Raw genomic sequence first — 26066 nt, 5'->3', positions numbered from 1 at the left:
GTACAAAATATTATTGTTTTTATTTTTTTTGAGATAGACATATGTTACACTGTCCACAATTATCGGCTTCTTTTTCTCCAAAATAATTGAGTAAAAATTTGCTGTGACAACTCTTTGTGGAAGTTCCATAATCAATTACTTTTTTTATTTTTTCTTCTAACCGGTTTAAACGTTCTTCATATACATGTGCTGGAATCTTTAAATATTTTGATTCTTCTCTGTTTCGTAAATAATGAATTGTAGGTTCCTTTTTTATTGGAATATAATGAATGATATTCTGAGAAGAAAGCAATTTCAAACTTTTATATACTTCATCAAATGTTATATTTGCCCTCTGTGAAAGCAATTTTTCATTGATATAAGTATAACTGCTAAAGAGTCCAGTATAAGAACGAAGTAAGACCTGTAATAAATTATCCAATTTATTATTTGAACAATCACCTATTTGATATAATTCATTTCTATCAATTTTAAAGATTAATTTGGATTGTTTACCAGTTTCTTCTATTATGTATTCTATGTATCCAGACATCTCTAAAATTTTCAGTGTATTATACACGTGAACTATCCTGTAATGATAAACCTTACAAAATTGTTCTATGACAAAGTTATACCTTGTATTTATACCCATACCTATTCCTATTTCGAAAAAATAAGCTAATTTTTCATATACATCTTTTATAAATTTTTTATCTGGGAAATTATCTTTGATTCGTTTTTTCAAAAGAGATTCATCTCTCTTAGAAAATAGAGCTATTGCATAAGATTTTTCACCGTTTCTACCTGCTCTCCCAGTTTCTTGAAAATATTCTTCTAGTGAACAGGGTAGCTCAAAATGAACTACTACTTTTACATCTGGTTTATCTATACCCATCCCAAAAGCGTTTGTACAAACAATCACTCGGCATTTCCCAGATTTCCATCTGTCTTGCTTTCTTATTTTTTCTTGAATAGTTAATCCTGCATGAAAAAAATCAGCTGAGATACCTTGTCGTTGTAATTCTATTGCAATTTCTTTAGTTTTTTTACGACTTCGCGTATATATAATTCCACTTCCAGAAATGTTGTTGATAGTTTTAATAACTTTAAAAAGTTTATTTTCTGTTCTATGAACTTCATAAACGATATTTTTTCGTTCAAAACTTTTACGAAAAACATTGGATCCGTTTTTTTTCTTAAAATGTAGTTTTTCCTGGATATCATTAATTACATCAGTAGTAGCAGTAGCAGTTAAGGCTAAAATAGGTACATCTGGTAATAAATCTCGCAATTTTACAATTTGTAGATATGAAGGGCGAAAGTCATATCCCCATTGTGAAATACAATGAGATTCGTCCACTGCAATTATATATATATTCATATCAAGTAATTTAGTTAGAAATAATTCCGTTCCTAAACGTTCTGGAGCAACATAAAGAAATTTGTAATTGCCAAAAATACAGTTTTCGAGAGTAATCACTATTTCTTTTCGGTTCATTCCAGAATGAACCATTGCTGCTTTAATACCCTTTTTTCTCAAAATATCTACTTGGTCTTTCATTAAAGCAATAAGAGGAGTAACAACAATACAAATCCCATCTGAACCTAAGGTTGGTAATTGAAAAGTCAAAGATTTTCCTCCACCAGTCGGCATTAACCCAAGTGTATCATTTCTTTCATAAATAGAAGTAATAATTTCTTCTTGTAGTGGTCGAAAAAAATCATATCCCCAATATTGTTTTAGAATTTTGTAAAAATGATAATTACTCATAATAAACAGTTAAAACAAAAGTAAAGGATTTTTCTATATCTTTATCTTTAATGTACTAAAGAAGAATGTTTACTTTATTTTTGGAGAGATATATCGGAAGAAATGATTAATAAACAACAGCTTTCACATAGGTTACAACAAAGACTTTCTCCACGACAGATACAACAGATTAAATTATTGGAGCTTTCTTCTTTAGAAATAGAAAATAGAATTAATAGAGAATTGGAAGAAAATCCTCTTTTAGAGGAGGTTCAAGACCAAGAAATAGACGAACGTGCTCTACTAGAGAGATTAAATAAGTCAAACGAACCTTTAGAAGATTATTTAAGAGAAAATGGTACGCGAAGTTATGATTTTCATCAAAATCATCCTTCTCATAGATCTTCTTCCCAATGGGAAATGGTTTATTCAGAATCTGAATCGTTTCATGAATATCTTCTTAGACAGTTGAAATTAAAAGAGTTGTCTGAAGAAGAGATTAAAATAAGTGAATATATAATTGGAAATATAGATGATGATGGATACATTCGTCAAAGCCATCAAACTTTATCTGATGGTATATCTTGCCAATTCGGTCAAAACATATCTGTTCCTACGGTTAAGAAAATATTGCAATTTGTTCAAGGATTAGATCCACCTGGTGTAGGTGCAAGTGATTTACAGGAATGTTTGCTTTTACAACTATGTAGAAAAAAAATGACTTCAATACGTTGGTTAGTAATAGATATTTTAAAAAAACATTTTGGAATTTTTGCAAAAAAGCATTACGATAATATTTGCAAAATATACAATATATCTGAGAAAGATTTAAGAAATATAATTAGAGAAATTACTATCCTAAATCCTAAACCTGGTAATATGTGGGGAAGTAATATGGAAACTAAACTGGCTCAAATTACACCTGATTTTATTGTAGAAATAATAAATGGGAAATTATTTTTTACAATGACAGAGAGAAATATACCTAAATTGAAAGTAAATGAAAGATATAGTGAGATGTTATTTGGATATATCGATAATAAGAGTTTTGAAAAAAAAGAGGCATTTTCGTTTGTAAGAAGGAAAATAGATTCGGCTTTATGGTTTATAGATGCAATTAAGTACCGTAACGTTACTTTATATAATACAATGCTTGCTGTTATTGAAATACAGAGAGATTTTTTCTTGACTGGAGAAGAGCAAACTTTGAAACCAATGAAATTAAAAGATGTTTCTGAATTATGTGGTTATGATATTTCTACAGTTTCAAGAGCAACTATTAATAAGTATGTCCAAACTGATTTGGGTATTTATCCATTACGATTTTTTTTTTCTGAAGCTATAATGAATGAAAAAGGAGAAGAGATATCTACTCGTGAAATTAAAATTGCTTTAAAGTCTTGTGTAGAGAATGAAAATAAAAAGAATCCATTTACTGATGATATTTTAGCAATTTTATTGAAAGAGAAAGGTTATTATATTGCCCGTCGAACGGTTGCAAAATATCGTGAACAGTTAAATATTCCAGTTGCTCGATTACGTAAGGAAATTGGATAATAAAATTATGAAGAGTGAAAAAATTATTTTAGGAATTGATCCTGGGACTTATGTAATGGGATATGGTTTGATTCGAGTCTCAAATAATAGCCCTTATTTATTAAAAATGGGAGTTTTTGAATTAGATAAATATAAGAGTCATTATCAACGTCTTTATCATATTTTTAATAGAATTATTGAATTAATAGATGAATTTCTTCCTGCTGAATTGGCAATTGAATCTCCTTTTTTAGGAGAAAATGTACAAAGTATGCTTAAATTAGGAAGAGCCCAAGGGGTAATAATAGTAGCAGCTTTATCGCGTAATATTTCTGTTTATGAATACGCTCCTCTTAAAATAAAAGTGGCAATTACTGGAAATGGACAAGCTTCAAAAGAACAGGTAGCTGGTATGCTACAACACTATTTGAAGATTTCAAAAAAAAAACAACTAGATGCTACTGATGGGTTAGCTACAGCGTTATGTCATTTTTTTCAAAATAACTTTCCTATTTCAAAAAAGAGATATTCTAATTGGAACGATTTTCTTAATAAGAATTACAAAAGAATAAAAAAATAATTATATTCGCAAATATTTTTAGCATTTTTACACTCCAAAAGGTACTATCTTTCTGTTTAGCACATGTTTTTTATGTGAGTTTATTCAAGTAGAACACGCTCCTTTATAATTAGGGAGCATAGGGAGTTTCGAAGAATTTAAAATGACAAAGGAAATTCTCAGGGTAGTGGTTCAAATTTTCTTATGTTTGTGGTAGTTCGATATCTTAAGCAAGAGAGAAAAATTTCTGTCATTATTGAGTGCCTTTCAGCTGTCACTCTCAATTTACTATGTATCTCTAAACATAGAGCTTGCAAATCCATAGTAAATTTTTATTGTAATGAAATTTGGTGATTTTATTTTTTTTATGATAAAACTGATATAATCACTGTTATAGATTATAATGAGTAATAAATATTTTGAATATTAGGAATCTATTTATATTTATTGATATGAAACTATCAGACTTACTTCCTGGGCAAAAAGGGATTATTGTTAAAATTTGTGGAAGAGGGCATTTTCGTAGGCGAATTATGGAAATGGGTTTTGTGTACGGTCAAGAAACAGAAGTGCTTGTCAAAGCACCTTTGCAAGACCCAACAAAATATAAAATTATGGGTTATGAGGTTTCTCTTCGAGAAAGTGAAGCTGAATTGATAGAAGTAGTTACTAAAGAAGAAATTCAAACTCATTCTCAAGAAGAACATTGCTCTTTGGTTATAGATTCTGATAGACTATTAAAAGCCGCAAGTGAACAAAACCATATAATTAATACAGTTCTGGTTGGCAATCCTAATTCTGGTAAAACTTCGTTATTTAACATAACGACAGGGAGACATGAGCGGGTTGGCAATTATAGTGGTGTTACAGTTAATTCCAAGGAGGGAAAGATTAAATATAAAGATTATATATTTAATCTTGTGGATTTACCTGGAACATATTCCTTATCAGCTTATTCTCCTGAGGAAATATGTGTTCGTAATCAGATTTTTGAATCTCCTCCAGATATTATTATCAATGTGGTTGTAGCGTCTAATTTGGAACGAAATCTCTATTTAACTACTCAATTAATAGATATGGATGCTACTATGGTTATTGCTTTGAATATGTACGATGAATTGGAAAAATCTGGAGATGTATTTGACTACAAGTATTTAGCTAAAATGATAGGCTGTCCGATTGTTCCAACTGTTGCTAGATTAGGGAAGGGTACTAAAGAACTTTTTGATAAAGTTATAGAAGTGTACGAAAGAAAAGCTCCTATTGTTCGACACATTCATATTAATTATGGGACAGAAATAGAGATAGGAATTCAGCACGTTAAAGATATAATTCGTAAAGAAGACATCTTAGGGAAGGATACTTCACGCCGATATTTAAGCATTCAGTTGTTAGAGTATGACAAATTTACAGAAAAAATCATTCAACATTTCCCTAATGTAAAAGAAATATTAACTGAACGTGATATTTATGCCAACTATATTGAAAATGATTTTAGAGAAACTACTGAAACAGTTTTCACAAATGCTCGTTATGGATTTATACGAGGAGCCCTAAAAGAAACGTATCAAAAAGGAAAAATCGATCGAATGAAGTTAACACATCTTATAGATAAGATAGTTATGCATAAGTTTTGGAGTTATCCAATATTTTTTACACTGATGTTCATCATGTTTGAATGTACTTTTTTCTTTGGTAAATTTCCTATGAAATTGATTGAATGGATAGTACAAAGAGTAAATGAATATGTTGAAGTTTGTATGATTGATAGCTCTTTAAAAGATTTACTTACCAATGGAATTATTGGAGGTGTTGGTAATGTTATTGTATTTCTCCCAAATATTATTGTTCTATATCTTTTTATATCATTTATGGAGGATACAGGTTATATGGCACGAGCATCCTTTATTATGGATAAATTAATGCATAAAATAGGATTACATGGGAAATCGTTTATTCCACTTATTATGGGATTTGGATGTAATGTTCCAGCTATTATGAGTACAAGAATAATAGAAGGATACAATACCAGATTGATTACTATGTTAATTAATCCATTAGTATCTTGTTCAGCACGTTTACCAGTTTATATTCTTTTAATAGGGGCTTTTTTCCCAAATTATGGTGGATTTATGCTTTTTATATTATATACTACCGGAATATCTTTGGTCATATTAATGTCTCTTTTGTTTAAATCTTTTTTGATAAAAGATGATGATATTCCATTTGTAATGGAACTTCCCCCTTATCGTTTTCCAACATGGAAAGCAATACAACGTCATGTATGGAGTAAAATTTCTCAATATTTGAGAAAGATGAGTGGAATTATTTTGGTAGCTGCAATTATTGTTTGGTTTTTAGAATATTTTCCACAAAATGAAAAAAGGAATCAATATTATGAAAAACAGATAGCCAAACTTATTATTCAAAATAAGAATAAAGAGCAAATCTTGTTTATGAAAAAACAGCAAAATGAAGAACAAAAACGAAATTCTTTTATTGGTCGTGTTGGTCGTTTTACTGAACCTTTAGTCAGACCTTTAGGATTTGATTGGAAAATCAGTACTTGTCTTATTTCTGGAATGCCAGCTAAAGAAGTTATAGTGAGTACTTTGGGAATTCTTTATGCCGATGGGAGGAACGGTAATTCCTTATTAAAAAAACGTTTACAAATGGAGATGGACGCAAATGGTAATTCAGTCTTTTCTCCATTGAAGGTATTAAGTTTATTGTTTTTTATTTTGTTATACTTTCCATGTATTGCTACTATCGCATCTATTAAAAATGAATCTGGAGGATGGAAATGGGCTTTATTTACTATTGTTTATACAACTTTATTGTCATGGATTATTAGTTTCTCGATTTATCAAATTGGATCATTGATTTGTACTAAATAGTAATATTAATTATGAAAAATCGTATTTCTATTATTTTGATAGATAATCAAGATATGAAAGCAATAGATATTTATTTTTTTGAAAAAATAATAGCTCGCCTTTCCATTTTTTAGAGGAAGAAAATAGGCAGGATTTGATTTGTAAGCTATCTTCTTTTCCGTATGTTCTGTAACCTTAGATTATTTTCTTTTTGAGTTTTTAAGCTTGAATGATTTTGTTTTCTTTCTGTAAAGAGTTTCCATCATCATATTTTTTCCTTTTTATTGAAGAAGTTGAGGGTAATTTTCTCAAACATCTTATTTACAGTAAATGTGATTTTAATTTTTTATTAAAAAGATATTTAAAAGAAAAGATTATTTTTGCGATTGATATTATTATGGAAGGAGGATTTTTTATTTGCGATAGTATTGTTTTTCGTATTGAGAGGGTACAGAGATATATTATATCAACGAATAAAAACAATAAAAATCAAATCAATCTGAATAAGAGGATTCAGTCAACTTGCTCTTGGAGTGAATATGAAAAAACTTGACAATCAACGTTCCTTGAGTGTCTATTCAATCATTACTCACCGTAAAAATATTTTTCTTAAATTGAAAGTTAATAGTTTATAGGAGGCTATTGGACGCGCTTTATATTTAGGAATTATTGCTATCGATAATTTCTATGCTTAGAGAAATATAATATACAAAAATATTATTTAATAATGGTTTTATAGAGGTTAATTGTATATTGTTGATTGAAAAATTCATCAATTTTTTGAAAATTGATGAATTTTTTCGTAAACGACTGGTTGCGATATATTTGATTGTACTTGTTGAGAAATCAGGGGTTGCATTGAAAATTACAAATATTATGAATTTCTCAAATCTTATTTTTTGGATTTTTTTCAAATCTACAATGCAACTTATATTATAGAGGATATTTTAATTCTCCATAATTGTATATTTAAAATTTTAGATTATTCTTTAATTTGTTGTAAGCTATTTACAATAGCTTACAATTTTATCGAGAAAAGTTTTTTTTGTAAACGGATTTTTATTTTATTTAGCAAATCGATTTGAAAATGAAAAAGTTAGTAAATGTTTCTTTACTTTTGTTACTAGTTCCTTTAGTACTCATATCATTTTCTTGTAATGAATAAATGCCAAAAGTTGAGAGCAAATATTGATTCAGTTACAGAATTAGATAAAAAATAAAACGCTTTTATGGTTGTAAAATGCTAGGATATCAAATAAAAGTTCAGATTACACCGTATGTTAATGAATAATTGTTTGATGATGAATCTACGAAAACTATGAGTAGGGAAAATTTGTCAGCAAGTTATATAGCTACTGTTAAAATGACGGTAATATTTTTTATTCAAAAAGCTTGAATATACGCTGAGATAACTATGAATAATATAAAAAAAATTAATATTAAAGAATGATGTACTGGTGTAAAGAAAGTCTGGATTTTCTTGAGAAGAATAAAATATAACAAAGAGGGAGTGTTGCATTCTGGTAGTTTGAAATATTAAGGTAATAAATGAAAGAAGAGGGTTAAAGCTAGAGATTGATGATGTGGTAAGGATAGATTATCTTAGAGCGAATATTTAGAGGTGAGGTTTTTATAATTCTATGGAAAATGGTAAGTTGGAAGATTTTTTTAAAAAAAATGAAGTAGTCAAAGATTGAGAAATATATATGTTGATATCTGTAGATTCTAAATGTATTTTCTATACTCCTTACTATCTTGCATACGTTGATCGGTTCAAAGCAAGTATTATTTGTTTCGTACTCTTCCTTTATTTTTGAGATAGAGCTACTTGGAGTTGTGAAAAAAAGTAGAGATAATGGAAAAAATTGATAGATTAGATAGAAAAATTCTGAAAGTCATTTCTCGGAATGCGCGTATTCCGTTTAAAGATGTAGCAGAAATCTGCAATGTGTCACGAGCGGCTGTTCATCAGCGTATTCAAAAAATGATAGATTTGAAATTGATAATTGGTTCAGGTTATCGGATAGATACGAAACTTTTAAATTATAATACTTGTGCTTACATCGGAGTAAAATTAGAACGTAGCTCTATGTATAGAGATGTGGTTCCGGAATTAGAAAAAATTCCGGAGGTAGTAGAATGTCATTTTATAACAGGACCTTATACTATATTAATAAAATTGTATGCAAAGGATAATGAGCAATTTATGGAGTTACTAAACAATCGTATACAGGCAATTCCTGGAGTTATTTCTACAGAAACATTAATTTCTCTGCGTCAAAGTTTCAAACGAGGAATCCCAATTATTTAAATATTTTGATTTTATTATTGATATACTGATATGAGTTTCTTTTTTTGCATATTTATTTTAAAGGGAAGATTATGGGGAGAGTAGTCGCTATTGATTATGGGGAAAAAAGAACAGGCATTGCTGTTTCAGATCCTTTAAAAATGATTGTAGGTTCTAGTGTGATTGTATTGAGTTGCAAAGTAATTATGTACCTTAAAAATTATATTAAAAATCATAATGTGGAGTTATTTGTACTAGGAGAACCTAGGAAAATGGATTATACTTATTCAGAGAATATGTTAAGAGTTGAGAAATTTAAAAAAAAATTACAAATAATAGTTCCACTTATTGGAATACGAATGATAGATGAACGATTTACTTCTATTTTAGCTCACAGGATAATGATTGAAGGTGGTGTAAAAAAAATAAAAAGACAGGATAAAGGGTTAGTTGATAAGTTGAGTGCGTGTATTTTATTACAAACTTATTTGGAATTACTGAGGAAATGATACTCCCTGTCTATTTATATGGTCATCCTATATTAAGTAAAGAGGCAAAAGATGTTCCTTTAGAATATCCTTATTTAGAAGATTTATTGAATAATATGTTTGAAACCATGTATAACGCAAAAGGGGTAGGTATTGCTGCACCTCAAATTGGGGTTGAGTACCGAATTTTTGTAATAGATTTAAGTTTTTTTTTAGAAAAAAAACTTGATAGTGAAAATTTCAAAAAAATTTTTATCAATCCACAAGTAGTGGAAAAAATTGGTAGTGAAATTTCGATGCAAGAAGGATGTCTTTCAATTCCAGATGTTCATGAAAAAATAATACGGAATAATAAAATAAGAATAAAATATCTTGACGAAAATTTTAAATTACAAGATGAAATTTTTACAAATTATCCTGCGCGTATTATTCAGCATGAGTATGATCATTTAAATGGTATTCTTTTTACTAATTACATTGTAGGTATTCGTAAGCAAATGATTCGTTCTAAATTAGATAAAATTATGAATAGAAAGACTAAATGTTCTTATCGGACAGTAAGGTTTTTCAAATAATCCAAAAATTGAATCACCTGATCCTGACATACTTGCATAAATGGCTCCTTTATTATACAATTCTTTTTTTATTTCTTTTATCTTTGGATAAATGGAAAATACATTTTCTTCAAAATCGTTAATTAAATAATTTTTCCATGTATCTGGGTATCGAATAGTATTCATAAGAGATTTTCTAGGTTTGCGAGGGGTTATATTAGCATATGCTTCTTTTGTGGAAATATGAATATTTGGAGTTACTAGAACTAAACAATATTTTTTTAAATTTAGTTTTATTGGTGTAAAAGTAGTTCCTATTCCTTTTGCAAATAGTGGCTTATTATGAATAAAAAATGGACAATCTGATCCTAATTGTTTTGCATAAGTTCCCAATTGTTCAATAGATAAATGTAATTTGGCAAGCTTATTTAATAAGTGAAGCATAAAAGCCGCATCACTACTTCCTCCGCCAAGTCCAGATTTAATTGGAATATTTTTACGTAAATAGATAGTTATTTCTGGTAAAGTGAAGTATTTCTTCAATAATTGATACGCCTTTATTACTGAATTATCCGACAATTCACAATCTATTAATTTTCCACTTTGAATAAATGTTGTTTGAGTTGCTGGAATAATTTCTAAAATATCATACAAATCAATAGGACAGAAAATTGTTTCTATCTCGTGGTAACTATCTGGTCTTTTTTTGATTACATGAAGACCTAAATTGATTTTAGCATTTGGAAAAGCAATCATAGTTAAAAGATACAAAACAAATTTCTAATAAGTGAAAATTGCTATTTTTATTTTCTTCAATTTTTATAGGAGTTTGTTTTATTGTACTTGGTTCATTTTATTTGTTTTTTCATTAAAAGCTATGCTTGAAAATTTTGGATACATTTCGTAAGTAATAGGTTCTTTTATTGATGTTTTTGTATTGAAATACAGGGAGCAATCTGCCTAAAATTAATGATGTACTACAATTAATATACCTTACTCTAATGTAAGGTATATTAATTGGTGAGGTACAATGTAGCAGTATATTGGAGAGGATACAGCTCATACAATAGCTATGGATTCTAAAAACAAATTGTATGTGAAATGAAGGTTATCAATTTAGGGAGTCCCATATTAGTTCCTATAGAAAATCAGATGAAAGGGATACTTTTAAATGTAATTCGCTTAAATATTAAAAGATATTTCTACTTCTATTGAAATTCTTTTATAGCTATTAAAGCTATTGAATTTACTTGTACCTTATTTGAAAGAAGGAAAAATTGGGTTATTTGGTGGTGCTGGAGTAGAGAAACTGTATTAATAATGGAGATAAGTAACATGCAAAAATATCATAGATTTCTGTATTTGCTGGAGTAGGAGAGTGTACACGAGAAGGAAATGATTTATTTCGTGAAATGATAGAATCAGGAACTATTCGTTATAGATAAAGAATCTATAGAAAGAATGAAACGAGGAAAATGGGATTTGTCTGGAATAGATTATGAAAAATTAGAAAAATCTAGGTTACTTTGATTTTCGTTTAGATGAATGAACTACCTGGAGATAGTCTTCGATATCTGTTCTTTTAGATTATATACTTTTGGAAGTAGGTTATTAGCTAATATTAGAAACAGAAATTGAAGGAAAGCAAGAACGCATTACTTCGACTAAAAATTGCTCTATTACATCTATTTAATTAGTGTATATTCCTGCAGATGATTTAACAAATCCTGTTTCAGCTAACTATTTTTACTTTTCTTGATGGTTCTCCACTGTATTTAGATAGGAAAATATCCGAATTAGAAATTTATCTAGCAGTAGATTCTTTAAATTCTACATCACGTGTTTTAAATCCGAATATATTAGGTCAATAACATTATGATACTACCCAAAAAGTACAACAATTACTCTAATTCCATAAAAAATTGAAAAACAAGATATTATTACAATTTTGAATATGGAAGAATTATCAGAAGAAGATAAGTTGCTTGTAAGCTGTACTCCCTCGTATACAGCGTTTATCTCAACCTTTTTGTGGAAGAGAATTTTTCTAGTGTTGCATGTGTAATGGTTTCAATAGAAGATAACTATTAGGGAATTTTTAATATGCTTGTAAATAAAAACGTAGACTATTTCTCTGAACAACCATTTTAAACATTGAATTATAGAAAATGTTATCAAAAAAGGAAAAAATAATTGTACTACTATAGTAGCCTGCACTATTAAATATTTTTTCCCAGAAAAAAATATTTATAAAGGTAAAGCTTCACTTGTTGCTCTTTCTGAAAAAAATGTAATAACAATTTGTATTGAGTAAATTATTTATACTTTAACAAATTTTTATTCACAAATAATCATTATTTTTGCTTTACATTTAAAAAGTTTTGTTTGATGGGAAGTTAAGGGGGGGAATGTCTTAACTTTTAGTAACATATAGAAATTATGCAATGAAAACATTTCAATTGAAAGGATTTAAGAGATTTTTTTTTGGAAAAAAAGCAGTAAGGGCGTTTCGTAAGGAATTATTGGTTCCTTGTATTTTATATGGTGGGAATGAAGGTGTAATGCACTTTAATGTACCAAAAGAAAGTCTTCGTAACTTAATATACACTTCTGATGTGTTCATAGTATATTTAAATATCGAAGAACAATGTTATCTTTCTATTTTAAAAGAGGTGCAATTTCATCCAGTAAGTGATGAAGTATTGCATATAGATTTTTTAAGAATATTTGAAAACAAACCAACAATTATTGAGTTGCCGATTGTATTAGAAGGGTTGGCTGAAGGGGTAAGAGCAGGGGGAAAACTTTCTCTAGAGATTCGAAAATTAAAAGTCAAAGGTTTTTATAAAGATTTTCCTGAAAAATTGGTAATTAATGTAGAAAAATTAGGATTAGGAAAAACGATTCAGGTAGGTGCGCTGTCGTTTAACAATTTAGAATTATTAAATGCAAAAAATAATGTAGTGGCATCTGTTAGGTTAACTCGTGCTGCTCGTGGTACTACTGTTTCTCAATAAGTGTGAAATATTTGATTGTAGGTTTAGGTAACTCCGGACAAGAATATGAAGGTAGCCGACATAACGCTGGCTTTATGATATTAGATGCTTTAGCTAAAGCATCTAATATCATTTTTGTAAAAAAAAGATATGGGGTTATGACGTCATTAAAATTAAAAAATGAGTATCTTCTGTTGCTTAAACCTTCTACTTGTATGAATTTAAGTGGAAATGCTATTCATTACTGGTTACAGAAAGAAAATATTCGGATAGAAAATTTGCTAATATTGGTAGACGATTTAAATTTACCGTTCGGTTCTTTGCGTCTCAAAGCTAAGGGAAGTGACGGAGGTCATAATGGGCTAAAACACATTCAATATACTTTAGGAACAGATTGTTATTTTCGTTTACGTTTTGGTATTGGTAACAATTTTTTATCAGGTCATCAAATTAATTATGTATTAGATACTTTTACAAAAGAAGAAAAAAAATATCTCTTCAACAAGATTGAAAAAGCAATAGAAATAATCTATAGCTTTTGTCTTGTTGGATCAGAGATAACAATGAATCTATTTAATAATAAGTAGAATACAAATGAATTTTGAGGACAAATGCAGTTGAACAGGTAATAGTGATTGAATGGGTTGGCTACCACCTAAATTGTCCATAAATAAAAACAAGTTTCACCCAATAAAGATAAAAATAAGTAAAAACAATTTTGAAACAAAAATAAAAAACTAATTAATAAAATTTGCAATTTTATTAATTAGTTTTGAACTGTAATAATAAATTGGTATTTAATTTATTAGAATCAGGTATTTTACATAGAATAAAAATGAAAAAAAACATTACTTGTTATATTATTTTGTTCATAAAAGCTTGGATATAATCGTAATTGTAAAATTATTTGTAATGTTGTAATTAATCTAATGCTCAGAATTTTCTAAAAGGGCAATGAAGGAGTAGTAAAATAAAAAAATAAAATAAGGTAGAACAAGTCATTATACATATACAATAAACATTGTCTTTGTAAAGACAAATTTAAAGGAATAACTAAATACCTATTAGTATTACGATAAAAAAAGATAATGCGATTATGTAAAAAATGAAGAAAGAGTTATTATTAGTTTGCATTGGCATGATTGCATCCTTTGGTTTTATTCGTGTTAATTGTATTGGTTTTGGTATAAGGATAGACTGTTCAAACAGGTTTGAACGGTATCTTTCTTTAGAGATGAGAATGTTGGATTAGCTCACTTTTGTCAGAATAGCTATCGATTGTTTGTAGGATTGCCACAGAGAAAAAACAGGCTCAAACCATGTTGAAGGGATTGGTTGAGGAAGTAATAAAAGAAGGATATTCAGATTTTTGATTAAAGGGAGCAAAACGAATGAGTATATTAGTTTTTATAGAGAATCTATTGATGATTTTTCTAATATTGTTCAAGTATATATAGTATTTAAAGAGAAGTTAATTACAGAAATACAAATGTTTAATGCTGCAGTTGTAACTACGAAGTAAAATCTAAAAAAAAGTTTCTTCATATTTTTTAGATTTTTTCTAAGCTGTATGTTTTACCAAATATGTAAAGAAAGAAATCAACATTGATTATTGTATTTTTTACTGGATGAGAAATTGAAATACAGTATTTCAATAAAGATAAAAAGATAAAGAACGTTGGAAACATACAAATTTAATGTTAATAAATTGAGATGTTTATTTTCAATTTTGAGTCAATTCTGACAATATATTTACTATATTAATTGAAATTATATCCCATTGTTTTAAGTAAAATGTTTTGTTTTGTAATGATTGTGTATATAAATATCATCCAAGACAGTTGTTGGATTTCCTGAAAAATCTATAGTATATAGAGTATGATTATCTCTTTTGTATCATCTCTGTTATTTCATTGAAAATAAGTAAGACTTGTGAGGGTATGATCAAAATTGTATGTAAATGTTTTTTATGATGATAAATTTAATGAGTTTTCTTTACACTATTAACTAGTTGTGGTACTTTTACTCTTCACTTTTTGCAAAGTGGAGTGGAGAATTTAGGGAAAGAGGGGGCTTGCGTTTTGATCTAATTGTAACAGTTTTTTATCTATTCTTAGAAAAATTTAAATATTAATAGCCTAAACTATTTTTGTTAGAATTCTAATCTATGTTAGAGTCATAGAGAAAAAAATATTAGATGAGATATAAACTTTTTTTTTAAAAAAAAATCCATATTACTTTTCTATTTCATTATTCTTATTTGAGTGAATATATTTGGTTATGTTTTGTTTGGAATAAATTAAATTATATTATATAAATAGTATAGTATTGTTATTTTAAGTTTTTGACTTGTATTTTATGCTTGTCATATGATTAAAATAATTTTAGTAAGTAACTATGTATTTTATTCGTTGATTTAAAAATAGTACATTGAAAAAAACATATAAAAACGATTTATCTTTTGTTCTTTCTACTTTACCTGAATGTCCAGGAGTTTATATGTATTTGGATGAAAATGGTATAATTATCTATATCGGAAAAGCTAAAAATTTGAAGAAACGGGTATCTTCTTATTTTAAGAAAACACATGATAATCTTAAAACTGAAATATTAGTACAAAAAATAAGAAGTATTGAATATTTAGTAGTTGAGTCAGGAGAAGATGCTCTTTTTTTAGAAAACAATTTGATAAAAAAATATCAACCACGATACAATATTCTACTTAAAGATGATAGAACTTATCCTTGGATAGTAGTGAAAGATGAACCTTTCCCACGCATTCAACTTACTCGTAGAAAAAATAACAACAATTCTTGTTATTATGGACCTTATACTTCTGTAGCAAATGTAAAATGTTTGTTGCAACTTATTTGTTCTCTTTATCCTATACGAACATGTAAGTATGTTTTGTCTCAAGACAATATAAAAAAAAAGAAATTTCGTGTTTGTTTGCAATACCATATAAAAAAATGTTTAGCTCCTTGTATTGGGTTGCAAACGGAAGAGGAGTATACTGAAAATATTTATTTGTCTAAGGAAATATTGAAGGGAGAATATAGAAAAGTGAGTAAATTACTATATCGAAAAATGGTAAATCTGTCGACAGAGATGAGGTTTGAAGAAGCAGAAATTGTAAGAAAGCAGTATGAGATATTAGGAAATTATTCTTCTAAATCTATTGTTGTGAGTCAAAATCTGAATAACATAGATGTTTACTCTTTTGATGAAGATGAACAGTCAGCATATATTAATTATTTGCATATTATTGAAGGTGCAATAGTTAATGTTTGTACGATAGAATATGAAAAGCAATTGGATGAATCTAAAGAAACTATTTTGACAATGGGAATTATGGAATTGCGATTGCGATTTGAAAGTAAAGCAAAAGAAATTATTGTTCCTTTTTATCCAGAAATGGAAGTAGACGATTTGATTTTTACAATACCACAGCGTGGAGAAAAGAAAAAATTACTTTGTTTATCTGAAAAGAATGTTCAGCAATATAAAATAGATCAATTAAATAAAGTTGAGAAGTTGAATTCTGAGCAAAATTCAATACGTATTCTTAAAACACTTCAAAGTGAATTACACTTAAAAAATTTACCTGTGCATATAGAATGCTTTGATAATTCTAACATACAAGGATTTCACCCTGTGTCTTCTTGTGTTGTATTTAAAAAAGCGAAACCATCTAAGAGAGATTATCGACATTTTAATATAAAGACAGTGAATGGATTGAATGATTTTCAGTTTATGTATGAGGTTGTTTTACGTCGTTACAATAGATTAATTGAAGAGCATCAGTCTTTACCTGACTTGATTGTTATTGATGGAGGAAAAGGACAATTACGTGCAGCAACAAATGCTTTGCAGGTAGTAGGTCTTTATAGAAAGATTCCAATTATCGGTATTGCTAAACGTTTAGAAGAAATCTATTTTCCAAATGATCCACTTCCTCTTTATTTGGATAAAAATTCTGAAGGATTAAAACTCATTCAATGTTTGAGAAATGAAGCTCACCGTTTTGGAATTACTTTTCATCGAAACCAAAGAAGTCGTAGTCAATTGACTTCTGAATTAGATAATATAGATGGAATAGGCGTTATTGCTAAAGGAAAACTATTGAGTAAGTACAAAAGTATAAGGCAAATAAAATATGTACCACAAGAAAAAGTAATTTCTTTGATAGGAAAGAAGAAAGCGAAAAAATTGCTAGATTACTTGTCTATCTAACTTTCTTTGTAGGTTTTATTTTAGATGAGCAATAATAGTACGGTTGCCTTGTACTATTTGCTCAAGACTTACTAGTATTTTTGAAGTTAAAGGCAAAAATAAATCTACACGAGAACCAAATTTAATAAATCCCAACTGTTCATTAATTTTACATTCTTGATTAGGTTTGATATAGGTAATAATTCGCCTTGCTATTAAACCAGCAACTTGGCGCACAATAATATACTCTTCATTGTAATTTTTTATTATTATTGTTGAGCGTTCATTTTTTATACTAGATTTGGGAAGATAAGCAGCTTGATATTGTCCGTTTTGGTGTGCATAGTATGTAACTTTTCCATCAACTGGTATCCAATTGACATGTGCATTACTAAGTCCCATAAATATAGAAACCTGTATTTTTTTTTCTTGAAAAAAATCATGTTCAAAAACTTCTTTAATAGCTACTATTTTTCCATCCGCAGGAGATATGATAATATTTTTGGTATTTCCTATGAACACACGATTCGGATTTTTAAAGAAATTAGTTATGAAAAAAAAGAGATAAACAGAGACTATTAGAATGAATAAATGGGGAAGAACATGAAATGTAAAAAAACAAAATCCAATATTAAATAGTACTAAAAGAAAAAAAACAGTAAGAATGATATTATGCCCTTCTTTGTGTATTTTCATGATTAAAAGTAGTTATTTATTTATAAGAGTGCTAATATATAAAGTTTTTGAACTCTTTGAATAAGGGAGAATTGCATTATTTTTCATTGACTAATTTATATTGTATTTAGGCTTCAATAATTTCCTAAAATTTTGTAAACTTTTGTTGTTCTCTATAAAATTCGGAATAAGTGTAATTTACTTTCTGTCCTTTAAATACTTATTTAATTACATTTTTAGTAATTGTTTTCTTTTGGAGGTACATTTAAAATTCTGCTATTTTTCATATTGGAAATTATGATTAGTTGAGATTATATTGAGTCTGTTTTTTAAGTAAGTATTTTTTTATTTTAAAATTAAAAAAAAATGCAAAGGTACATCTTCTTTTGGATAAGGTTTTCTCTATCTTTTCGTATTAAGTTGTGAATTTGTAATTAATAAGATACAAATTGGAATGAGTAATGAATTGAATTTGGCTTTTTCCTCTTTTAAATAATTGCAAACTATTAATAGGTACTATAAACGTAAATTATTGTACAATACTACTGCGAAGGAAATCAACTGATTAATTTTTGGAGAGTAGATCTTAATTTGTTTAAATTTACTGAAATGGAAAATTAAAATTTTACAAGTGATTTATCTAATATTTTTTGAAAAAATTACTATATAGGGAGAGAATCATTAGGTATTATAGTGTAACGTTTGAGTTTTTTATCATTTATTTTATTACTATTACTAAGTTTAGAAGATTATGATTTGGATTGTCATCTGTTAATATTTAAGAAGAAGTTCACTTTCATCGACTAATATATTTGATTTTAGTTTTATTGTTTTTTCTGCCCTCTCTAGAAGACTATTTCGATGATCGCAAAATCAAATTATTAATGAAGGATTAGTTGTTTTGCATGAAAATTCGAATGCATTGGTTTTTTAATAAATTAGATCAAACTGTGTATAGGGAATTAGTATTTTTGGAATTCGAATACCCTCCGATGTTTGGTTATTTTCTATCAAAGCAGCAACTATTCTTGGCAATGCTAAAGCACTCCCATTTAACGTGTGACATAAATGTATTTTTTTATCTTTTCCACGATAACGGCATTTTAGTCTGTTGGCTTGATAACTTTCAAAATTAGAAATTGAACTAACTTCCAGCCATTGTTTTTGTGCTGCTGAATATACTTCAAAATCAAAGGTTAAAGCAGAAGTAAAGCTCATATCTCCTCCACAAAGGCGTAAAATACGCCATGGTAATTCTAATTTTTCTATTAAATTCTGTACATAGTCTACCATTTCTTGTAAAGACTCATAGGAATGCTCTGACGTATCAATACGAACAATTTCCACTTTGTCAAACTGATGTAAACGATTTAAACCACGTACATTTTTTCCATAAGAACCAGATTCTCGACGAAAACAAGCAGAATAGGCTGTATTTTTAATCGGTAAGTCCTTTTCATTCAAAATTATATCTCGATAAATATTTGTCACTGGAATTTCAGCTGTTGGAATTAGATATAGCTCATCCATTTCATAATAATACATTTGTCCCTCTTTATCAGGTAGTTGTCCTGTTCCGTATGCAGAACTTGTATTTACTAGATAAGGAGGTTGGATTTCTATATAATCGGCTTCACGAGCATTATCCAGGAAGAAATTGATTAGAGCTCTTTGTAGTCTAGCTCCTTTTTGTTTATAAACTGGGAATCCACTACCAGTAATTTTAACACCTAATTCAAAATCAATTAAATTGTATTTCTTTGCCAATTCCCAATGAGATAAAGCATTTATAGGCAAAAAAGGGATTTGTCCACCACTTTTTTCAATTACATTGTCTTTTGAATATTTGCCTATTGGAACTCGGTCTGAGGGAAGATTTGGAATTTGATAAAGTAATTCAACTATTTGATTATTTGCTCCTTTAATTTCAAATTTTAATTGTTTAATTGCTTCTTTTATAGAAGCAATTTGCTTACAAAGCAAGTTTGTTTTTTCTTTTCCCCCTTTTTTTATTAGTTTCCCAATGAATTTTGATTTTTTTTTTAGTTTTTGGGAGTTGGTTTCTAATAGTTGTTGAGTAAATTTTCGTCTTTTGTCAGCTTCAATTATTTTTGTAATGATATCTTTAGCATCAAAATGTTTTTTTTTTAATTTACTTATTACTGTTTGTGTATTTTCTGTGATAATTTTAAGTGTAAGCATAATATTAATTCAAATTAAAATGCCTTAATGGTTTTTATTGATTTTGTACTGAATTTTATTAAGTGATGATATGTCTTTACAAGTCTTTAGGCAATCAATACAGGAAAATTTCACGTAAATTCTATATACTTAGCTGGAAGGAAACATAAAAGTCGACGAACTTAACTAGACGATTCAGATTTTCATTATCCTAATAATTAACTTCATAAATAAAATTGTCAGTTAGCTTACGCGTAAGCTAACTGACTTTTAGAAGAATGTTGGTTGTATTAACTTTTTTTCATTTTTCAATTGAAACCGCAGATTACTAACTTTGGTTTTATATCCCATTTTTCTTCTTTTTTTTAATCAAAATCTTACACAAAGGTTTAAGACTTTTGATTCCATGGGAATCTGAGATTCCGAACGAATAATAAAAATAGCCAGGAATGTCACCATTTATTTGCTCTCCAGAAATGAAAGTGCAATAAACAGTACAAACAAAAAGAAGTGGTAATTTTTTGTACACTTCCAGACTATAATTATGTGATATATTGCCCGTATTTTCTTTCACAAAAATAGAACACATTCCCTATTCCACTGTTTCCACTGAAACAGTGGAACGATTATTTTGTCTTTTCCTAAAAGCTACTTTACCATCAATAAGAGCATATAAAGTATGGTCTTTACCAATTCCTACATTACTTCCAGGATAATGCTGAGTTCCTCTTTGTCGAACCAATATATTTCCTGCCTTGCAAATTTCACCACCAAAGATTTTAACACCTAATCGTTTACTATGCGATTCTCTTCCATTTTTGGAACTACCAACTCCTTTTTTATGTGCCATTTCCTAAAAATTGCCAATTAAATCAAAATGTTTTTAATTAAGATTTGGGAGAATTTTTGACGATGTCCATTCAATTTACGGTACCCTTTTCTTCGTTTTTTATGGAAAACCAATATTTTATCTCCCTTTACCAAAGGTTGTAAGATACTAGCTTTTACTTTGGCTTCTTCTATCGTAGGAGCACCTATTATAATAGAACCATTGTTGTTTATTAACAATATATTACTGAACGTCACAGACACACCCTCCACTCCTTTAAGGAGTGGAACATATAACTTTTGATCTTCTTTCACTTTAAATTGTTGCCCCTGAATTTCTACAATCGCATACATTTCTTTTCTATTTATTATAAATTTTTCTTGGAAAAGAAAACAACCTATACAAAGTTAATATATTATACTGGGAATAGCAAACTAGAGAAATTTTAAAAAATAAACAATAAAAACATTTATTAAGGTGTTGTATACTATGATGAAAATTTATCTTATGAAAAGTAATTCACGATACTTCGGTAATGTCCACAATTCATCATCGACCAACAACTCCAGTTTATCTACATGATAACGAATTTCATTAAAAAATGGGATCACTTTATCATGGTATTCAATTGCTTTTATTCGTTCGTTTTCTATTGTGTTTGCTTTTTTACGTACACTGATCAGTTCTATAGTTTTTGATTTGATAATTGCAATTCTTTCGGAAATTTCTTCTATAATACTTGTGTTATGAGCTGACAATTTAATTGCTTTTTCTCTTTCGTAAATCTGAAAAATTTTGTGGACATTATCAAGCAAAACAGATTGATACTTTGTTGCAACTGGAATGATATGGTTTAAAACTAAATCACCCAATACACGTGCCTCAATTTGATTTTTTTTGGTATAAATTTCCCATTTTACTTCATTACGAGCATGCAACTCTCTTTTAGAGAAAACACCTATGTTTTCAAATAATAGAATGGATTCTGGTCTTGTATAGGCATCGTAGATAAGTGGGATACTTGTTTCGTCGTCCAATCCACGTTTTTTAGCTTCTATTTTCCATGCATCGCTATAGCCATTTCCATCAAAACAAATTGGTTTTGCCTCTTTAATATATGCCTTTAATACATCAAAAATGGCTTTATGTTTAGTTGAACCCTCCGAAATTTTAGCGTCTACTGTCATTTTAAATTCAGTAAGTTGAGATGCAACTATAGAATTTAAAACAATCATAGCAGAAGAACAATTAGCTGAAGAACCTACTGCACGAAATTCAAATCGATTTCCAGTAAAAGCAAATGGGGAAGTGCGATTCCGATCTGTATTATCTAAGAGTACTTCAGGTATTTTTGCAATACCTAGTTTCATTCCTTGTTTTGGATCTAATACGATAACATCTTCGCTATTACTATTTTCTAGTTTACCTAATACGGCTGATATTTGACTTCCTAAAAATGCAGAGATAATAGCAGGAGGAGCTTCGTTAGCTCCCAATCGATGAGCATTCTGAGCTGTCATAATAGATGCTTTTAACAACGAATTGTGTCTGTATACTGCTAATAAGATGTTTATTATAAAGGTAATGAATTGCAAATTTTCTTCTGGAGTTTTACCTGGCATCAAAAGACTTACACCTGTATCTGTTCCTAATGACCAGTTGTTATGCTTACCTGAACCGTTGATTCCTGCAAACGGTTTTTCGTGTAATAATAAACGAAACCCATGACGGCGGGCAATCTTTTTCATAATAGACATAATTAATAGGTTTTGATCTACAGCTAAGTTAGTTTCTCCAAAAATGGGTGCCAGTTCAAATTGATTAGGAGCAACCTCGTTATGCCTAGTTTTTAAAGGAATACCATATTTGTACCCTTCAAATTCCAAATCTTTCATATAAGCTTGCACGCGTGTTGGAATGGATCCGAAATAATGGTCTTCCAATTGTTGATTTTTCGCTGATTCATGCCCCATTAAAGTACGCCCTGTTAATACTAAATCTGGACGAGTTGCATACAAATCTTCATCTACTAAAAAATACTCTTGTTCCCAACCTAGATAAGAAAACACTTTCTTAACAGAAGAATCAAAATATTGACAAACTTCAGAAGCAGCTTTATCTATTGCATTTAAAGACTTCAATAGTGGAGTTTTATAGTCTAAAGCTTCACCTGTGTAAGAAATAAAGACAGTAGGAATACAAAGAGTATCGTCTATAGTAAATGCGGGGGAAGAAGGATCCCATGCTGTGTAACCACGTGCCTCAAATGTGTTACGAATACCGCCACTTGGGAAAGAGGATGCGTCTGGTTCTTGTTGTGCTAATAATTTCCCGGAAAATTCTTCTATTATATGACTTCCAGGTCCTTCTGAATATTCAATAAACGAATCATGTTTTTGAGCTGTACCTTCTGTTAAAGGTTGGAACCAATGTGTATAATGAGTGGCACCCATCTCTATTGCCCATCTTTTCATGCCGGCAGCTACGTGATTTGCTAGATCACGATCCAACGTTGCCCCCCTTTCAATAACATTAGTAAGCATTTTTAGGGTTTCCCTAGAAAGATATTGAGCCATTTGTTCTTTGGAAAATACATATTTCCCATAATAATCGGAGATTACCGATGAAGGAGCTGAGACTTCCACTGCTTTTTTTTTGAAAGCCTCTTTTATTGCTTTAAATCTTAAATTTGACATAAATATATTATTAAGGAAATTAATGATTTCTAAAATCGTCGAAAAAGGTAGCAATTTTTTAAGTAAAAATCAAAACAATTTTCTGGTTTTTGAAACTAAGCGTTAGTATTTAACTAAGTTTTTAACTTCTCAAATTTCATAAAAAAAATGATTATGAGTTTTGTGAAATTAATACTATTAGTTTTTTTAAGGAAATTTTATTAACCTCAATCGTTAGGGTTAAAATTATCATGGCTAGTGACGTAGTAGTTTCAATATTACATAAAACTACATATATATCAGCCTCCATAACTACGTACTAAAACTACGTACTAAGCCATTCGTAATTATAATTTTATAGGGAAAAACAAAAAAAAATATTTCCGACTATTTTTTTGGTTTTCAATTCTATATTTTTTTAATTGTTTTTATATCCAATTTTGGTGTTTAAGTTGTTCAATTTCGCTTTTCTATACTAAATACGGTAGTTTATAATGGACTTTTTTCGATAAATTTTCGAAAGTAATCATTTCAGCCATTTACACTATAACTAAAATATAAAGACTGTTTTCTCATTGACTTATTCTTTGACTATAAATTAAGAATAGGTGGTTAGCAGGTGTTGTTTTCTACTATTGTAAACTCTTTGAACGATGACTATAGGAGTTAGCCTCTACTCTGAATACTGTAGTGGCATTGACATTTGTAATTTTTCCGTTTATTTTGTTATTTCCAGATTGGAATTGCATGTGGTATTTATGATAATTCGTATTTTTTTGTATTTTCCAATGCGAAGTTTGCACTAAAAATATCTTTTACCGCAAGTATATGCGTGGAAAGATGATATACTAGCTTAAAATTTTAAATATTCTTTTTGGTAAACAATAAATTTTCAAATTTATTGTTTAGTTTTGTTTTTCAAGTTTATAAATAAGAAAAACATGTTTGCACTTAAAAAGATTAGAAACGCTCTTATTTCTGTGTATCATAAGGATGGATTGGGTGAGATTTTAGTAAAATTACATAAAGAGGATGTTAAATTACTTGCTACTGGTGGAACGCAGATTTTTATAGAATCGTTGGGATTACCTTGTTGGTCAGTTGAAAGTTTAACGGGTTATCCTTCTATACTTGGCGGTCGAGTAAAGACTTTGCATCCTAAGGTATTTGGTGGAATACTTGGTCGTCATAATACGACCGATGAAGAGCAAATGCGTCAATATGATATTCAGGGAATTGATTTGGTTGTAGTAGACATGTATCCTTTTCAGGAAACGGTGGCGTCTGAGGCAGAAGAACAGGAAATTATTGAAAAAATAGATATAGGGGGAGTTTCTCTTATTCGAGCAGCAGCTAAAAATTTCCAAGATGTGCTTGTAGTTGCGTCAAAATTCCAGTATAATGCTTTGAGTCTAATACTTACTAAACAGGGAGCGTACTCCAGTGTAGAGGAAAGAAAGTGCTTTGCTAGGGAGGCGTTTGCTGTTTCATCAGAATATGATATAGCTATTTTTAATTTTTTTGATAAAAATACTGGAACATATTTTAGGAGGAGTTACAATGATGCAAGGATACTTCGCTATGGAGAAAATCCTCATCAAAAGGGTGTTTTTTATGGTAATTTTAGTTGCCTTTTTGAACAATTACATGGAAGAGAAATTTCTTATAATAATTTGTTAGATATTAGTTTTGCAACTGATTTAATAGCTGAATTTGATGAATTAACTTTTGCCATATTGAAACATAATAATGCTTGTGGGTTAGCTTCTCGTTTTACTGTACGGGAAGCCTGGTTGGATGCATTGGCGAGTGATCCTATTTCTGCTTTTGGAGGAGTGTTAATTTGTAACACAGAAATTGATAAACTTGCAGCGGAAGAAATTAATAAAATTTTCTTTGAGATAATTATTGCCCCATCCTATGAAAGTGAGGCACTGGAAGTGTTGAAACAAAAGAAGAATAGAATTATTTTGCTTCAAAAGCAAAATAATCAAATAGCTGTTCAATTTCGTTCTTTGTTAAATGGAGTATTGGTACAAGATAAAGATGTAAGTATTCAGACAGAAGGTGATTTGAAATCTGTTACTATTCGGGTACCTTCTGTACGAGAAATTGAAGATTTATTATTTGCTAATAAATTGGTTAAACATACGAAGTCGAATGCAATTGTGCTGGTGAAAAATAGACAGCTTTGTGCGAGTGGAATAGGGCAAACTTCTCGTATTGATGCTTTAAAACAAGCTATTGAAAAAGCCAATATTTTTCATTTCAATTTAGAAGGAGCAGTAATGGCTTCCGATGCTTTTTTCCCTTTTTCTGATTGTGTGGAAATTGCTCGTGAAGCAGGAATTAGGGCAGTAGTACAGCCTGGTGGTTCTTTGAAGGATAATTTATCTATAGAATATTGTAATAAACAAGGTGTAGCAATGGTAGTTACTGGTATTCGCCATTTTAAACATTAATTTG

At 29.1% G+C, this 26066-nt stretch carries 18 protein-coding genes; 11 read left to right on the top strand and 7 right to left on the bottom strand.

All coding sequences use genetic code 11. The features are described 5' to 3' along the window. Window positions 1–19: 19 nt before the first annotated feature. On the bottom strand, window positions 20–1750 hold the full coding sequence (locus ACZ5QM_RS01520; protein WP_464183164.1) for a RecQ family ATP-dependent DNA helicase: 1731 nt from the start codon (window positions 1748–1750) through the stop codon (window positions 20–22). Between the two features lie 105 nt (window positions 1751–1855). Between ACZ5QM_RS01520 and rpoN the strand changes: the two genes are divergently transcribed. The 6 genes from rpoN (at window position 1856) to def (ending at window position 10053) form a co-directional block, all read left to right on the top strand. Further along, a complete protein-coding gene (gene rpoN / locus ACZ5QM_RS01515) occupies window positions 1856–3286 on the top strand; it encodes an RNA polymerase factor sigma-54 (protein WP_464183309.1) in 1431 nt (476 codons plus the stop codon). Window positions 3287–3293: 7 nt separating this feature from the next. Beyond that, on the top strand, window positions 3294–3845 hold the full coding sequence (ruvC, locus tag ACZ5QM_RS01510) for a crossover junction endodeoxyribonuclease RuvC (RefSeq protein WP_464183162.1): 552 nt from the start codon (window positions 3294–3296) through the stop codon (window positions 3843–3845). Window positions 3846–4276: 431 nt separating this feature from the next. Continuing rightward, complete coding sequence (feoB, locus tag ACZ5QM_RS01505) at window positions 4277–6721, top strand: ferrous iron transport protein B (protein ID WP_464183161.1); 2445 nt, start codon at window positions 4277–4279, stop codon at window positions 6719–6721. A gap of 1834 nt (window positions 6722–8555) precedes the next feature. Next, window positions 8556–9011 (top strand): Lrp/AsnC family transcriptional regulator, encoded by a 456-nt coding sequence (locus ACZ5QM_RS01500; RefSeq protein ID WP_464183159.1) that lies wholly within the window; start codon window positions 8556–8558, stop codon window positions 9009–9011. Window positions 9012–9082: 71 nt separating this feature from the next. After that, complete coding sequence (gene ruvX / locus ACZ5QM_RS01495; RefSeq protein WP_464183157.1) at window positions 9083–9499, top strand: Holliday junction resolvase RuvX; 417 nt, start codon at window positions 9083–9085, stop codon at window positions 9497–9499. Next, window positions 9496–10053: a peptide deformylase gene (gene def, locus ACZ5QM_RS01490; RefSeq protein ID WP_464183156.1), complete on the top strand. Its 558-nt coding sequence runs from the start codon at window positions 9496–9498 to the stop codon at window positions 10051–10053. The genes ruvX and def overlap by 4 nt, the downstream gene beginning before the upstream one ends. Here def and ispE read toward each other — a convergent pair. After that, window positions 9991–10788, bottom strand: a complete 798-nt coding sequence (gene ispE / locus ACZ5QM_RS01485; protein ID WP_464183154.1) for a 4-(cytidine 5'-diphospho)-2-C-methyl-D-erythritol kinase — start codon at window positions 10786–10788, stop codon at window positions 9991–9993. The two genes, def and ispE, sit on opposite strands and share 63 nt — an antisense overlap. A 1688-nt stretch (window positions 10789–12476) precedes the next feature. On the opposite strand from ispE, the gene ACZ5QM_RS01480 reads away from it, so the two are divergent. The 4 genes from ACZ5QM_RS01480 to uvrC all read left to right on the top strand — a co-directional run bounded on the left by ACZ5QM_RS01480 (window position 12477) and on the right by uvrC (window position 17261). Then, complete coding sequence (locus ACZ5QM_RS01480) at window positions 12477–13049, top strand: 50S ribosomal protein L25/general stress protein Ctc (protein WP_464183153.1); 573 nt, start codon at window positions 12477–12479, stop codon at window positions 13047–13049. Window positions 13050–13051: 2 nt separating this feature from the next. Further along, window positions 13052–13615, top strand: a complete 564-nt coding sequence (gene pth, locus ACZ5QM_RS01475) for an aminoacyl-tRNA hydrolase (protein WP_464183152.1) — start codon at window positions 13052–13054, stop codon at window positions 13613–13615. 518 nt (window positions 13616–14133) lie between these two features. Beyond that, on the top strand, window positions 14134–14280 hold the full coding sequence (locus ACZ5QM_RS01470) for a hypothetical protein (protein ID WP_464183151.1): 147 nt from the start codon (window positions 14134–14136) through the stop codon (window positions 14278–14280). A gap of 1178 nt (window positions 14281–15458) precedes the next feature. Then, window positions 15459–17261, top strand: coding sequence for an excinuclease ABC subunit UvrC (gene uvrC, locus ACZ5QM_RS01465; protein ID WP_464183150.1), 1803 nt, complete (start codon window positions 15459–15461; stop codon window positions 17259–17261). A gap of 15 nt (window positions 17262–17276) precedes the next feature. Here uvrC and ACZ5QM_RS01460 read toward each other — a convergent pair whose 3' ends face one another. The 5 genes from ACZ5QM_RS01460 to ACZ5QM_RS01440 form a co-directional block, all read right to left on the bottom strand. Further along, window positions 17277–17936: a phosphatidylserine decarboxylase family protein gene (locus ACZ5QM_RS01460; protein ID WP_464183149.1), complete on the bottom strand. Its 660-nt coding sequence runs from the start codon at window positions 17934–17936 to the stop codon at window positions 17277–17279. A 909-nt stretch (window positions 17937–18845) separates the two neighbouring features. Next, window positions 18846–20117, bottom strand: coding sequence for a serine--tRNA ligase (gene serS / locus ACZ5QM_RS01455; protein WP_464183148.1), 1272 nt, complete (start codon window positions 20115–20117; stop codon window positions 18846–18848). Between the two features lie 571 nt (window positions 20118–20688). Continuing rightward, a complete protein-coding gene (gene rpmA, locus ACZ5QM_RS01450; RefSeq protein ID WP_464183147.1) occupies window positions 20689–20946 on the bottom strand; it encodes a 50S ribosomal protein L27 in 258 nt (85 codons plus the stop codon). Window positions 20947–20963: 17 nt separating this feature from the next. Continuing rightward, window positions 20964–21278, bottom strand: a complete 315-nt coding sequence (gene rplU / locus ACZ5QM_RS01445; protein ID WP_464183146.1) for a 50S ribosomal protein L21 — start codon at window positions 21276–21278, stop codon at window positions 20964–20966. Between the two features lie 147 nt (window positions 21279–21425). Continuing rightward, window positions 21426–23621 (bottom strand): glutamine synthetase III family protein, encoded by a 2196-nt coding sequence (locus tag ACZ5QM_RS01440; RefSeq protein WP_464183145.1) that lies wholly within the window; start codon window positions 23619–23621, stop codon window positions 21426–21428. Window positions 23622–24541: 920 nt separating this feature from the next. On the opposite strand from ACZ5QM_RS01440, the gene purH reads away from it, so the two are divergent. Beyond that, entirely contained in the window at window positions 24542–26062 is a 1521-nt protein-coding gene (gene purH / locus ACZ5QM_RS01435; protein ID WP_464203033.1) for a bifunctional phosphoribosylaminoimidazolecarboxamide formyltransferase/IMP cyclohydrolase, read from the top strand. Window positions 26063–26066: the final 4 nt, after the last annotated feature.

The sequence above is a fragment of the Azobacteroides sp. (SeqCode) genome, assembly GCF_055395615.1.
This window is presented reverse-complemented; position numbering and strand designations above follow the sequence as displayed.